The 14,528-nt window shown below is 40.6% G+C and carries 12 protein-coding genes and 1 pseudogene; 9 read left to right on the top strand and 4 right to left on the bottom strand.

Features of this window, described 5'->3' with window-relative positions; all coding sequences use genetic code 11:
* Positions 1-111 precede the first annotated feature (111 nt).
* Both FTU82_RS03150 and FTU82_RS03145 read left to right on the top strand, forming a co-directional pair.
* On the top strand, positions 112-1,254 hold the full coding sequence (locus FTU82_RS03150; protein ID WP_180085117.1) for a porin: 1,143 nt from the start codon (positions 112-114) through the stop codon (positions 1,252-1,254).
* Positions 1,255-1,401: 147 nt separating this feature from the next.
* Complete coding sequence (locus tag FTU82_RS03145; RefSeq protein WP_180085227.1) at positions 1,402-2,103, top strand: HAD family hydrolase; 702 nt, start codon at positions 1,402-1,404, stop codon at positions 2,101-2,103.
* A 1-nt stretch (position 2,104) separates the two neighbouring features.
* On the opposite strand, the gene FTU82_RS03140 is transcribed toward FTU82_RS03145, so the two are convergent.
* The gene (locus FTU82_RS03140) at positions 2,105-2,782 is read right to left on the bottom strand and encodes a DUF421 domain-containing protein (protein WP_005172071.1); all 678 of its coding nucleotides are present in this window, start codon (positions 2,780-2,782) and stop codon (positions 2,105-2,107) included.
* A gap of 437 nt (positions 2,783-3,219) precedes the next feature.
* On the opposite strand from FTU82_RS03140, the gene FTU82_RS03135 reads away from it, so the two are divergent.
* Positions 3,220-3,936, top strand: a complete 717-nt coding sequence (locus tag FTU82_RS03135) for a carbonic anhydrase family protein (protein ID WP_180085119.1) — start codon at positions 3,220-3,222, stop codon at positions 3,934-3,936.
* A gap of 51 nt (positions 3,937-3,987) precedes the next feature.
* On the opposite strand, the gene FTU82_RS03130 is transcribed toward FTU82_RS03135, so the two are convergent.
* The gene (locus FTU82_RS03130; protein WP_180085121.1) at positions 3,988-4,524 is read right to left on the bottom strand and encodes a hypothetical protein; all 537 of its coding nucleotides are present in this window, start codon (positions 4,522-4,524) and stop codon (positions 3,988-3,990) included.
* 161 nt (positions 4,525-4,685) lie between these two features.
* Here FTU82_RS03130 and FTU82_RS03125 point away from each other — a divergent pair, with 161 nt between their 5' ends.
* From FTU82_RS03125 to FTU82_RS03115, 3 genes and pseudogenes are all read left to right on the top strand, one after another.
* Positions 4,686-5,717, top strand: a complete 1,032-nt coding sequence (locus FTU82_RS03125) for a molecular chaperone DnaJ (protein ID WP_180085123.1) — start codon at positions 4,686-4,688, stop codon at positions 5,715-5,717.
* Positions 5,718-5,810: 93 nt separating this feature from the next.
* Entirely contained in the window at positions 5,811-6,995 is a 1,185-nt protein-coding gene (locus FTU82_RS03120; RefSeq protein ID WP_075167554.1) for a molecular chaperone DnaJ, read from the top strand.
* A gap of 71 nt (positions 6,996-7,066) precedes the next feature.
* A pseudogene (locus FTU82_RS03115) lies at positions 7,067-7,315 on the top strand (endonuclease domain-containing protein); the annotation flags it as partial.
* 69 nt (positions 7,316-7,384) lie between these two features.
* On the opposite strand, the gene FTU82_RS03110 reads toward FTU82_RS03115, so the two are convergent.
* On the bottom strand, positions 7,385-8,341 hold the full coding sequence (locus FTU82_RS03110; RefSeq protein ID WP_180085125.1) for a hypothetical protein: 957 nt from the start codon (positions 8,339-8,341) through the stop codon (positions 7,385-7,387).
* 76 nt (positions 8,342-8,417) lie between these two features.
* Entirely contained in the window at positions 8,418-11,312 is a 2,895-nt protein-coding gene (locus tag FTU82_RS03105; RefSeq protein WP_180085134.1) for a valine--tRNA ligase, read from the bottom strand.
* 174 nt (positions 11,313-11,486) lie between these two features.
* Between FTU82_RS03105 and FTU82_RS03100 the strand changes: the two genes are divergently transcribed.
* From FTU82_RS03100 to FTU82_RS03090, 3 genes are all read left to right on the top strand, one after another.
* Positions 11,487-12,158 (top strand): hypothetical protein, encoded by a 672-nt coding sequence (locus tag FTU82_RS03100; protein WP_100534430.1) that lies wholly within the window; start codon positions 11,487-11,489, stop codon positions 12,156-12,158.
* Positions 12,159-12,178: 20 nt separating this feature from the next.
* Entirely contained in the window at positions 12,179-12,985 is an 807-nt protein-coding gene (locus FTU82_RS03095; protein ID WP_074383104.1) for an SDR family oxidoreductase, read from the top strand.
* Positions 12,986-13,203: 218 nt separating this feature from the next.
* The gene (locus tag FTU82_RS03090; protein ID WP_180085136.1) at positions 13,204-14,478 is read left to right on the top strand and encodes a glutaminase; all 1,275 of its coding nucleotides are present in this window, start codon (positions 13,204-13,206) and stop codon (positions 14,476-14,478) included.
* Positions 14,479-14,528 lie beyond the last annotated feature (50 nt).

Genomic DNA, 14,528 nt, shown 5'->3' with positions numbered 1-14,528 from the left:
GTATTAAAAAGAATATCTAAATACTTATTTAATAATTCTGTAATATGTTTCCACGTTGTAACATTTGTTTCAATTTGATTTAAACATAAATTTTAAACAGGGAATATTTTAATGAAAACTAAGTTAGCAACAGCAATTGCATTCAGCCTTGTGGCGGGGACAACTTTTGCAGCACCAACTTTCTATGGTGAGATTGATCTTTCTCTAGATCATGTACAAGCAGATAATAAAAATGGCGTAGAAGATCGTCATATTACTGATTTGAACACAAACAACTCTTTCTTAGGTCTTAAAGGTGATGAAAAACTTACAGATCGTTTAAGTGCCCTATACCAAGCTGAGTTTACTTTTTATGTAGACAACGGTGGAAGTTCTGACACATTTGTACCACGTAATCTTTTAATTGGCCTTAAAGATGAAAAGTTGGGTACGCTGAAAGCCGGTAAAATTGATACCCCTGTCAAACAGCTTTCATCAGTCGTTGATACGTTCAATAACTATGTAGCAAATAATGCCGATGTAGCAGGTATCATGGTAGGTGAAAACCGTATTGATAACGTGCTTGTCTACGAAGCACCTGCATTTAATGTAGGAGAAGGTAAAATCGATGCTAAACTTCAGCTTGCTACAGGTGAAGGTAATAACACGATTGAAGCGACTAAAGGTGGCTATACGGTTGCTGGGCGTGGTCTAGGTGACTCTTGGTCTTCTTCAGTTGTATATAGCGATAAAACTTTTGTTGCTGGTCTCGGCTATGATAAAGCGATCCCATCCCGTTTCTTAAGTCGTGGTTTCAATAATACTGATACGCTGGGACGTGATGTAGCTCTTGCAAACAATGTAATTGCTGAAGCAAATACTTTACGTGCTATTGGTCGTATTAATCTAGATGGTGGTTTGGCACTGAAAGCACTTTATCAAACTTCAGAAGTTGAAGATGCAAGCGTAAGTCCAACAGAAGCTAATGCTTTAGTAGCAGCAAATATTGATGATGCTCAAGCATGGTTAATTGGCGCTGAATATAATTTACCTGCAGCAAAAGCTTGGACAGTCAAAGGTCAATATAGCCAAAATGTTGTGAGCTTTAAAAATGCGTCTCCAGACTTTGAGGCGAACCAAATTCTTGCTGGTGTAGACTATGCACTTTCTAAACAAGTGAAATTATACGGTCATGCTGGTTATTTAACGATCGAACAAGGTTCTGACGAAGATGAACAAGTTCTTGTAGGTACAGGTTTCGAATACAAATTCTAATTTCGACTTTGTAATCTAAGAAAAGGCGGTGCTTTGGCATCGCTTTTTTTATGCTTAAAACAACAAAACTTAGCAATTTTATGTCTGATCTAACAAATTGCGGACTGTTATCCTGATTGAAAGTTTCAGCATTTCGTTTTGAAAATTATGCCTATTCAAGCTGTTTTATTTGACCTCGACAATACCTTGACCCATCGTGACCTGACAGCACAGGCCTATAGCCGTTATCTGGCAGAATATTATGCCCCAGCATTGGCACAGGTCGAGCCTGAAAAAATTATCGAGATCGTTCGCCGCATCGATAATGGGGGTTATCCAAAAAAGGAATTGCTAACGCATGGCAGCATCGGGGCTTCGGCAGCTTATGCATTATTACAGGAGCTATCCTGGTTAAATCCACCCAGCATAGATGAGCTGGCACAGTTCTGGTTTAGCCAGTTTGGTCGCTGCGCTGTAGAAATGCCGGATGCCAAGCAGGTGCTAGAGCAGTTAAAATCTCAAGGCTATCAATTGGCAATTGTTTCGAATGGTGGACATGACACCCGTTTAAATACCATTCGAGGTTTAGGCATTGCCGATTATTTCGAGGAAATCATCAGTTCGGGTTTAGTGGGTTTTAACAAACCACAGCCAGAAATTTTCCAGATTACTGCACAACGTTTAGGCGTCTTGCCTGAACATTGTTTATATATTGGCGATCATCCAATCAATGATATACAAGGGGCAAAAAATGCCGGAATGCATGCCTTGTGGATGCAGGGCTTTCATCCTGATGCCGAAGAAATCCAATATAAAATCCAGCAGCTACCTGAAATTTTCACGCATTTACAACGGCTGAATCAGCTTTAATTCAAGTGATGCGTAAACAATTAATCGCTTCAGCCCACTGTGCTGATTTGCAGCGAGGACATTGTTGTGCAGCTGTGGAGAGGTTTTGAACCTGACCGCAATAAATACAGGCATATAAACGGTCTGCTTTCACCTGCTCCACGATCGAACAGGTTTTAGGAAATAGTGGCAAGCCGTATTTCACCTGATCATCGGTAAAATATAACACACTGAATTTACCGTCTGTTTCCAGTAAACCGGTACGCACCTGACCCAGATGTTCTACGCCTTGCTGGCGCATTTCGGCAAAGAATTCATCATGTGACATTTTGCCTTTTTTAATTTCCTCAATGACCAGCAGGCCATCTTCCACAATATAAATCGGTTTGCCTTCCAGTAGGTCTTCAAACCATTGGTATTTCATCATCAGCCAAGTGGTCAGGCGATACATCAGGATAATCACCGACATTACCAGAACTGCCTGAATCAGGGGAATATCTTCGGTAAACATCGGGTCACCGGCAATTGAGCCCAGGGCGAGAATGATCGCGACTTCAAAGATGGAAAGCTGTCGTACACCACGTTTTCCGGTCAGCCGTAAAAACAGGATAATCATGATATACATGACTATACAACGTAGCAAAATCTCTGATGCAAAGCTCCAAGTCGTATCATGAATAAAGATCGAGACCCAATCCATTAAGCTGTTCCTATATAACGCGTTGAGCTGAGTCTAGCAATGTGGCAGGTTTATTTACTGCTGTGTTTATGTAAGCTTTTGAATATAAAATATATTATTAAAAAATAGAGCGAATTTATAATCAGATTTATTTATGAAGTAGCTAGAAGTTTCATGTAAATATTGCATAAATATTCATCACTTTAATTGTGATTCAGCTCACACTTTATTCCAAGTTGGTTTAGGACACTAAAATGATTATCTTATTGAAATTTAAATAATAATTTATAAATACTCTATCTTTTCATAGGCTTAAGTGTTTGGAAATTTGTAAGTAATTCACCAAAATTAAGTAAAAATCTGTAGTTTGTGCTCTGAAAAATGAGGCAGTCATAAGCCTAAAAATTTGTTTTCTAAATGAAAAATTATTGATTACGGTTCTAAGAGGGAAAATTATTGTGAAAAAAATATTCACATTTTTAACAGTGTTTGGTTTGAGTACGGCAGGCTATGCAGATGCCAATTGGGGCTATATGCAGCCTGAACAATGGTCGAATTTAAGCCAGAAATATACTGCCTGTGATGGTGCGAATCAGTCGCCAATTAATATTGAGCGGACGGTAAAAGCACAACTGGAACCGCTGAAATTTAGTTATAACACCATGATTCACGCCATTGAAAATAAAGGTCATACCATTCAGGTGGACTTTGCCGAAGGTGGTGAGCTGGAGCTGGATGGGGAGCGTTTTGAACTGAAACAGTTCCATTTGCATAGTCCGAGCGAAAACTTGATTAAAGGTAAGAGCTATCCGCTGGAAATTCATTTTGTACATGCCAACGCGAAAGGAGAACTGGCTGTAGTCGGTATGATGTTCGAGCAGGGACAGGCCAACCCAATGTTGGAACGGATGTGGAAGCGTTTGCCGAAGAAACAGGGTGAAAAAGTAGTGTTAAAAACGCCGCAACCGGTGAGTCAGATGCTGCCAAAGAATCTGGATTATTATCGTTTTAGTGGTTCACTGACCACCCCACCTTGTTCAGAGGGTGTACGCTGGCTCATTTTAAAAGACATTCAGCAGGCTTCAGCACAGCAAATTGCAGAATTTTCCAACTTAATGGGGCATCCGAATAATCGCCCAGTTCAACCTTTGAATGGCCGACTTATTGTTGAATAATCATAGGTTTTAATCTTATTCATCTATCGTGCAAAAAATTGAAAAGAGTATTTAACTTTCTAGGTTATAGCTCTTTTCAATCTGCATAATCAGCTGCTGGCTGAACTCTTGAATATGTTGACTATGTTTGGTTAATAACGCCTGATGCTTGAGCTGTTTTTGGTCATGAGGCTGTAGTAAATGCTGTTGCAGAATTTCCTCAGAATGAAACAGCTCAAATGCGAGCTGGTTCAAGTTGGCGTCATAAATTTGACTATGTACAAAGATATGCAGTTCTTTAGAAAAAACAGGAATCAGTTCCAGATACTCAGTTTCCAAGGTATGTAAAATATTTTGAGTACTTTGTGGATAAGCATTTATTTGTTCAATAAAGTCAGTGCTATAACGGCGAATACGGTAAAGCGTCGGCAGCATCGTGACAAAGAACTTCTGTTTTTGCATATCCTGTAATGCATCATCACGATTTTTAGCCAAATGGTTTAAATATAAGGGCACACTAATCGCCACAAAAATCGCAATCACTGAACCTATGGCTTGTACCCATGCGGCCAGTTCCTGATTAAAGATTAAATCTGCTTGTGTCGGCATCTGAATCTCCCTCCAGTACAGCCAGTTTTCAGTAATTGTTATTTATTTTTATATTAAACAAAAATTTAGTGATATAGAGTGCATATTTGTTGCAATTCTTGGCCTACATTTGATTTATAAAACCGCTAAACTTCTCCTTTGTCTTGTTGCTCTTGAATGTCATGTCTTTTGAGTTAAAAACCACGCCTCACACTGTGCTAGAAGTCTCACCACAGCATCAGAAGCTGAATCGTTTAATTGATGAGATTGAACAGCAGAAACAGTTATTGCTTGCATGGCAACATGCCCAAGATGACATTCGTGCCTATAGTCAAAAGGCGCTGATGCCTGCGTATCGTGAGTTATATAGCACTTTGTATGAACAGATGAAGACACTTTGGAATGGTCTAAGTAGTTATAGTTTCACGAAATCAAATACAGCATTGGTGGAAGATAAAATCCAAACTTTAGCACGGTTACTACAAGGTTCACATTTGCTGAGTCAAAAGCAGTTAGATGAAGTGGAAAAAATGCATGTCTATTATCAGCAGGCAGATGAATACAGCAAGAAAAAAAACAAGAAGAAAAATATAGACACTTTTGATGAGCCTGAAACTGAAACAGTCCAAGCCGATGATGTATTTGAAGATTGGAATAATGATCAATACCAACAAGCACGTGAGCAAGCCAAGTTAAAACGTCAGCAAGAAAAACAAGCGCAAGCTGAAAAGATGGTGAATCAATCACTCAAAACTGTGTATCTCAAGATTGCTTCCATCATTCACCCTGATCGTGAGCCCGATGAAGCTAAAAAAGAGGAAAAGACCGAGCTTTTACAACGTGCCAATGAAGCATACGAACAGGAAGATTTATTCTTTTTACTGAAAATTCAGCTTGAAGTTGAGCAAAGTAAAAACGGTTCAAACAAAGGTTTAAGCACAGAACAATTCAAGTTTTACCAACAGGCGTTAGAAGCACAAAGCCAGTCCTTAAAACAGCAGATGCAGGAATTGATTAACTCACTTGTATGGTCAAATAAAGCCAAAATTGCGGTGCAAAAGTCCAAAGGGCAACTCAATATTGAGCAGTTGTATAAACAGATTGATGCGGATGTTTCGAACGTGAAGCATCAGTTAAAAGCGGAGAAGCAACGGCTGAGTTTTATGGGGAAAGAGAGTGGGCTAGGGATGTTGTTGGAGCATGGGGTTTTGTAAAGAATATAGTTTTTTTGAACTAAGCAAAAAGTTTGTATGCTATTCATTATGCTAAAATATTACAGAAATTAAGATTAGCGTTGAAGTCAGTGAATGAGCAATTTAGATTTAAGCATTTATCAAACGAGTGAAAAATTATCGGCACAACAAAAAAAGTTTAATCGGTTGCTTGAAAAAATTGAGCAATTACAAATGGTATTGGCGGACTGGCAACAAACGCAAAAACAAGTTCAAGAGGATGCAAGAGATGAGCTATTACCTGTATATCGTCAGTGGCACCACGTTTTGTTCGCTCAATTAGAGACGCTTTGGCAATATAAAAATACGCATAAAATCGCAAAAACATATTTAGTGCGTTTAGATGAAAAAATTTCAATTTTAGCGAGTCAGCTGCTTAATAATCCGAATCTTTCTGAACAACAACATGAGTTGACGCTTATCATTGCTCAACATTATGAGCTGATAGAAGAAAGTGCTGATGCTGAAGAAGTCAGCTCTCATGTAAATGATCATTCGCATCAAGCGCATGATGCTGATGAAATGATGCAAAAACAAGCCATAAAAGAAATGATAGCAGACCAAATCGGGGTACCCGTAGCTTGGCTTGACTTTGATTTGGATCTCAATAATCTCGACGCGTTTATGGAAAAAGTAAAAGATAAATTAGATCGAGAAGAAGCAAATTTTATTCAAAATCAGCTTAATGAAGATGAGCGTGATGAATATCAAAAGTTTGTTGAAAAGGAAAAAAAGAAAATTTTAAAGAAGCAAACACAGCTTGAAGAAGCGAAAAAAATGGCAGGGCAATCTCTAAAAAGCATTTATTCAAAAATTGCTGCCTTAATTCACCCTGATCGAGAGCAAGATGAACAAAAGCGCATTGAAAAAACCGAATTATTACAGCAAGCAAATGCTGCATTAGAGGAAAAAGATTTGCTTACTCTTTTGAAATTGCGTGTTTTTACAGCGCAAGGTGATCAGGAACAGGCAACAAAAATCGCGAATGAGCATTTGAAATCTTATAATTTATTGTTGGAAGAGCAAGTAGAGAAATTACAATTTGAAATAGATGATATTATTTATTCATTTGATTGGATCGGCTCTGGTTTTTACAAACAGCGTTTTAAACCTGTTGATTTGATAAAAAAATATCAACGCGATTTAGCAGATATTCAAGCAAAACTGTTAAGAGATGAAAAGCGTTTAAATGATTATAAGGATTTTGATTACTTAAAAATTTTACTGAAAAGCAGAGCATTTAGTTGGTCATTTGAGTAATTTTTAGCATTGATTGTCATTCAGAGCATCGTCATTTTGACGATGCTTTTTTATGCACTTTAACCCGCTGATTATTCGCCTTCGCCAAATCCATGCGTCACACTGCCACCGATGCAGAACATTTAATGTGGCAACTTCTACGCGCCAAGCGATTTATGAATCTTAAATTTCGTCGTCAGCATGTGATCAAACCTTATATTCTAGATTTTTACTGTCATGAAATTGGCTTGGTGATTGAGGTAGATGGTGGACAGCATGGAACGGATGATGCTGTGGAATATGATGCTGAACGAACCAAGTTTTTAGAGGCTGTCGGCTTGAAAAAGAGATAGTGTAAAAACAGGTCTAGATATCTAATAAATGCTTAACTAATACAACTAACCTAATTATTATTTAGCATCAATAGAAGGAATTATTTCAATTTTTTCATCTTTAATAATGCCTATTAAATTTCCATTTCCGTATATTTGGCTACGGAGAAAAGATAAAATGGTTCCAACAGGTTCATCCCAATTACTTATTATATAATTAATGATAAATATGATACTTTCATCACGTGAATGACATTTATAATATGCACCCTGATAAAACATATTTCTAAATTCTTGTAGAATATTGTAAAAATCAGATATGATAAAATGAGACTGTTCAAATAATACTATGATTTTTGGGAACTTACCTTGATGGTAAAAAGTTTCGATGTATAGTTTTTTATCTGTTCCGTCAATAGCTCCTACCCCCATTACACAGTGCTGAGATTTTCTCTGATCCCAAAAAGAGTTCCGCAGTAATTTTTCTCCATGCCATCCTTCAACTTCTCCAAAAATTCCAATATTTCTATTTTCTTCAGTATTTTTTAGAACTAAACAAAAGTCAGAATAATTTTCAAGGTCTAAAATTTGTAGCGGGTTAAGGTTGAAATTTTTAGGATAAATTTCATCATACCGTTTGTTAAGATTTAAAAATAATCTAGAATCTTTGCCAGAAACAAAGAATTCAAAATTATTATAGTCGAACGTTTTTCGAACATAAAATAAATCATCTAGCCGCGATTTTAGTTCGTCAACTATTGGTAATCCCAAATTTTGATTTAAAAAGTGTGTGAAAAAATATTGGCTTCCCCAGTTTCTCATGCTTTTTTCCATATCATCCCAAAAACTATTAGGATAATGCCCTTTCATATTGCTTAATGACCATATGGGAAAGCTCTTCAAATTATGAGCAGGGTAAGTCAATGTTTTATGAGAACTTAAGCATTCCAAAATGGAATAAAAATGCAAAGCCCAATATGAAATGGAACTATCAATAATCCCAAGATTAATTTCTATTCTATTATTGTTTAGCATTTTAATAATTTCAATAAAGATAAAGGGCTGAATAATCAGCCCTTTATACTACAAAAATGATTAAATTGACAATACCTTACAGCGCTGCAATCTGCTCCATATTCGCTTTAATCTTCGCTAATTGGTCAGCAAACTCAGCAAGTTTCACTTTCTCGCCTTCAACTACAGCCGCAGGTGCTTTCGCCACAAAACCTTCATTGCTAAGTTTAGTGGCAATTTGGTCATGCTGCTTTTGAACCTTGTCTAAGTCTTTTTGTAGACGACTCAATTCCGCTTTAGGGTCAATTAAACCCTTCATTGGAACGAATACAGATACATGACCTACAACACTTGATGAAGATAATGGTGGTTGTTCGCTGTCGCCTAAGAAGGTAATGCTTTCAACTTTCGCCAATGCTTTAAACAACGGTTCAATACGTGCGATCTGTGCTTTTTCAGCATCAGTGGTGTTTTGAAGCAGAACAGGCAACAAACGCGCATTACCTAGACCCATTTCACCACGAATGTTACGTACCGCACCAATCAAACCTTGCAGCCACTGCATATCAGCTTCAGCTTGATCATTGATGAGCGCTTGGTCAGCAACAGGGTACTGAGCCAACATGATTGTTTCGCCAGAAATGTTCAGTTTCGGCGCAAGCGTTTGCCAAATTTCTTCTGTCAAGTAAGGCATCAACGGATGTGCCAAACGTAAAGACGCTTCCATCACAGCAAGAAGAACACGGCGGATTTCGGCTTTACGTTCTACCGAGATATTTTCATCATTCAGAACAGGCTTAGTCAGCTCGACATACCAGTCACAGTATTCATTCCAAATGAACTCGTAAATCGCTTGCGCAGCCAAGTCTAAACGATACGTTGCAAATGCGGTTTGCACTGCTTGTTGCGCTTTTTGTAGACGGCTTACAATCCACTGTTCAGGCAATTCCCAAAGGTCTTGACGAACTTCTTGACCAATCACTTGTTCTTCGCAGTTCATCATCACGAAACGGGTTGCGTTCCAGATTTTGTTGGCAAAGTTACGGTAGCCTTCAACACGCTTCATGTCGAACTTGATGTCACGACCGGTGTTCGCAAGCGCACAGAATGTGAAACGAACCGCATCTGTACCGTAAGATTGAATCCCTTCAGGGAATTCTTTACGAGTCGATTTTTCAATCTTCGCTGCTTGTTTCGGGTTCATCAAACCTGTGGTACGTTTTTGTACCAAAGTTTCAAGATCAACACCGTCAATCAAGTCTAATGGGTCAAGCACGTTACCCTTAGATTTAGACATTTTCTGACCTTCGCCATCACGTACCAAACCGTGTACATACACAGTTTTAAACGGTACTTGTGGTGTGCCATCTTCATTCTTCATGAAGTGCATGGTCATCATGATCATGCGGGCAACCCAGAAGAAGATGATGTCAAAACCAGTCACAAGTACATCAGTCGGGTGGAAAGTATTTAAGAAATAGTTTTCTTTATCTTTGGCTTCATCGCCAGTCCAACCTAAAGTTGAGAACGTCCAAAGACCCGATGAGAACCATGTATCGAGTACGTCTTCGTCTTGGTCTAATTGAACATCGGCAGGGATATTGTTTTTCGCACGAACTTCAGCTTCGTCACGACCTACATAAACATTACCATCTACATCGTACCAAGCAGGAATGCGGTGACCCCACCACAATTGACGCGAGATACACCAGTCTTGGATGTTGTTCATCCAGGCCATGTACATGTTGCTGTATTGCTCAGGTACAAATTTAATCTCGCCATCTTTCACCGCTTTAATTGCAGGCTCAGCAAGCGGTGCAATTTTCACATACCATTGATCCGTCAGTAACGGCTCAACGATGACCCCTGAACGGTCACCGCGAGGTGGTTTAAGCGTATACGGTTGGATTTGCTCTAACCAGCCTTCAGCTTCAGCTTGTTCAACTAATTTTTTACGTGCTTCAAAACGATCTAAGCCCACATATTCCGCAGGTGCAGGGATGGTTTTAGAAATTTGCTCGCCGGCTTTTGCGATGTATTCAAACTCAGCCAACACTTCAGCATTTTTGTTGAAGATGTTGATGATTGGCAATTCGCAGCGTTTACCCACTTCATAGTCATTGAAATCATGCGCAGGGGTGATTTTTACACAGCCTGTACCAAATTCTTTGTCAACATATTCATCTTTAACAATTGCCACGCTACGACCGGTAATCGGCAGGATGATGTTTTTGCCGACAAGATGCGCATAACGCTCATCATCCAGGGCAACTGCAATGGCAGTATCACCGAGCAGGGTTTCAGGACGGGTGGTTGCGACCACGATATAATCTTTGCCATCGTGCGTGCGCAATGATTTATCTTCAAAGAAATATTTCAGATGCCACAATGAACCTGCTTCTTCTTTATCAGACTCAACTTCTAAGTCAGAAAGCGCCGTTTGTAATTTTGGATCCCAGTTAACAAGGCGTTTACCACGGTAGATCAAACCTTGTTCATGCAGTTTTACAAATACCTCTTTGACCGCATTGGATAGACCATCATCCATAGTGAAGCGTTCACGTGACCAGTCTACAGAAGAACCCAAACGACGGATTTGACGGGTAATATTACCGCCAGACTGTTCTTTCCATTCCCAGACTTTTTCGATGAACTTTTCACGGCCCAAGTCATGACGGCTAATGCCTTCTGCACCAAGCTGACGTTCTACCACCATTTGGGTGGCAATACCGGCGTGGTCAGTACCCGGTTGCCAAAGCGTATTTTTACCTGACATACGGTTATAACGGGTCAATGCATCCATGATGGCATTGTTAAAACCATGACCCATGTGCAAGTTACCAGTGACGTTTGGCGGCGGAATCATGATACAGAATGATTCGCCTTTTTCAGAGGGCTTGAAGTAGCCGCGCTCTTCCCAAGTTTGGTACCATTTTTTCTCGATCTCGGTCGGATCGTAGGTTGTCGCGATATTTTGCGCTGAATCAGTCATAGTTCGAACAGATCAAAAGTAGATGAAAAATTGGATCTATTGTAGCAAAAAAAATAGTGCATGCGGCAGCTTAACCAAATGCAAACTTTAGACAATTGGCATGCAGAGCAACTCGTCGTATGATGCAAAGATAAAAAACGCGACTCATCGCAGAAGATTAAAAAGGATAACAAGATGAGCTATAGCATTTCCCTGAAGATCCAGCCTGAAACCCATCAGCGCTTTATCGACCTTCATTCTAGATTAAATGCCGGTGATCCAGACAGTCTGGCTAAACCGCTCGGTGAAAATCTGGCCGATATGGCCTGTGAAATTATTGACCAGATTTTTGGTCAGATGGTGCAGATCGCGAAATCTCCCGACAGTGAATCTGAAAAAGTGATTCAGCACATTATTGAGACGACACGTAAATATATGCCTTGGTCGGTTTCCTTATTTGGCAATGAACGGCTCATGCCCATGGTGAATTATCTGCATCGCATGACCTATACGCATGACGGCGATGTTTTTGTGCGTTATCCGGTGGAAAAGATGCTGGTGATGGAGTTACTGGGTTGTGTGGATCAGATGAAAACCGGCAATCATCAATATGTCTCGCCGGCACTCAAAGCCTTTACCCAGGTCGTTGATCAGGGCGTGACCTGTCTGATCCGTGAACCGAAAAACCTGTTGAAGTTTAATGTTGTGGTCGATAAAACCTTAAATGGGGTGATTCACCTAACCACCCAGCTCGGCTATAAACGTTTTGATAAACTCGGTAATATCTATGATGCTGATACGATGCGTTATTATTTCGAGCATTTACTGGCATTTCTGGAAGATGAAAGGCCGCACCATATTTATTAAAACAAAGGAAACAGGATTTCATGGCGAAAGTTGAAAGTTTAAATGGAAAAGTGGTCTGGATTACTGGCGCATCTTCAGGGATAGGCAAGGCGATTGCACAGCAATGTGCCGCACAGGGAGCGCAGGTGATATTGACTGCGCGCCGTCATGAAGAACTGGAAAATGTGCGCCAAAGCCTGATCAATCCGGATCAACATATTTCCATCACGGCTGATATCACCGATGAAAGTCAGGTTCGCCATGCCTATGAGCAGGTTGTGCAACAAAAAGGCCGGATTGACTGGCTGATCAATAATGCCGGACTCAGTCAGCGTGCCCTGATTGCAGAAACCACCATGCAGACTGAACGCGCCATTATGGAAGTCGATTATTTCTCGCAGGTATTTTTGACCAAAACCGTACTGCCAACTTTTCTGGCACAAAAATCCGGCCGTATTGTGTTTATTTCCAGTGTTGCAGGTTTGCTCGGTACACAATATCGCGCGTCTTATTCCGCAGCCAAAGCAGCAATTCATATGTGGGCCAACAGCCTGCGTGCTGAAGTGGCAGATCAGGGGATTGGCGTATCGGTGATTTTCCCCGGTTTTGTTAAAACCAATGTGTCCCTGAACGCTTTAAATGGTCAAGGGAAGCCACAAGGGCATGCAGATGAAGCGATTGAAAATGGTCTGTCCGCAGAAGATTTTGCCCGCCAAACTGTACAAGCTTTGCAGAGTGGCGAAGAATATATCGTGATTGGCGGCAAGAAAGAAAAACTCGGGGTACTGGTGTCGCGTATTTCGCCAAAAGTCCTGTACAAGATGATTCGCAGAACCAAGGTGAAATAGATCATCCAGACTCAATAAAAAGGGCAGTATTGCCCTTTTTTGATCGCTCTGAAAAAGAAAATTAAAACAAACCTACAATTTAATTTCTGAAGGAGCTGACGCAAAGCGTGCACAACCCATCACACAGATATGCAGAAAATTACCTTTTCACTCTGGTACTTAAGTCAAAAACCGCTATGTTAGTTAAAAATAATAGTGAATTGGAATACGCTCATTCGATGAAAACACCGGTGCCAGACTATCTCAAGCATGTTTTAACTTCCTGCCAAGACAATGATAAAGGGGCCTTGGCCGACTATATTCCTGAGCTGGCAGCAGTCGATCCAGAGAAGTTTGCTTTGGCACTCTCCACCGTAGATGGCACGATCTATTCCACCGGTGATGACGAGGTTGAGTTCACCATGCAGTCCATGTCCAAGCCTTTTGCCTATGCCTTGGCCTTGCAGAAAGTCGGCCTGACCAAGGTCATGGAAAAAGTGGGCGTGGAACCTTCGGGCGAGGCCTTTAACCAGATTTCACTGGAGAAAGACACCAATATTCCGAAAAATCCGATGATCAATTCGGGTGCCATTACTGCCCATTCCCTGATTCCCTATAAACGCACAGTATCCCGGGCGGAACAGTTGCGCCGTTTTTTAAGCGGTTTGGCTGGACGTGAACTGAGTTTTGATACCGATGTATATACCTCTGAACTGAAAACGGCGTTTCGTAACAGATCCTTGGGTTATATGCTGCGTACAGTAGGAGTATTGGAAGAAGATCCAGAAGCGATTGTCAATGGTTATATCAAGCAATGTTCAATCAAGGTGACGGTCAAAGACCTGGCGATGATTGCCGGGGTACTCGCCAACGGTGGGATTCAGCCGCAGACCGGTAAAAAATTATTGGATCGTTCTGTGGTGCGGCAAGTCCTGAGCGTGATGCTTACTTGCGGGATGTATGATGCTGCCGGTGACTGGCTGACCACGGTGGGCATTCCGGCAAAAAGTGGGGTCGCAGGCGGCATTATTGGCGTATTGCCTGGACAGGTGGGCATCGCCGTATTTTCTCCACGAATTGATGAACATGGGCATAGCGCGCGTGGGGTCGATATCTTTGAACGTATATCCCGGGAAATGGGGCTACATTTAATGGAAGGAACGCCGTCGGCACAAACCATTTTACAAAACCGTTATCTCACTGGAAAACGCGATCATGTGGTGGTGTATGAACTGCGTGGCGTATTGCAGTTTACTGAATCGGAAATGCTGCTGCGTATTTTGGAAGATGAACCGGAAGGCAAAAAACGAATTATACTGGATCTGACCAATTTGACCCTAATTCATAATGTCGGCGCCCGCATGTTATTTGAAGGCGTGGCGCGTTTGAAAAAGGATGGTCATCCTGTTGTGGTGGTTGACTCGGAAGGAATTTTGAGTGAAGCACAGATGAAGGGCAATAAAAGGGTCGTGGTCAAAGAAAACCTGAACAAGTATCTAGAAAAATTTCAATAGACGTTCTTTCTGCTGGTAATCCCCCCTAAAAATAAAAGGATCTAAAAGTA

The organism is Acinetobacter sp. YH12151 (assembly GCF_013418355.1).
In the GTDB taxonomy this organism is placed as follows: domain Bacteria; phylum Pseudomonadota; class Gammaproteobacteria; order Pseudomonadales; family Moraxellaceae; genus Acinetobacter; species Acinetobacter pseudolwoffii.
This window is presented reverse-complemented; position numbering and strand designations above follow the sequence as displayed.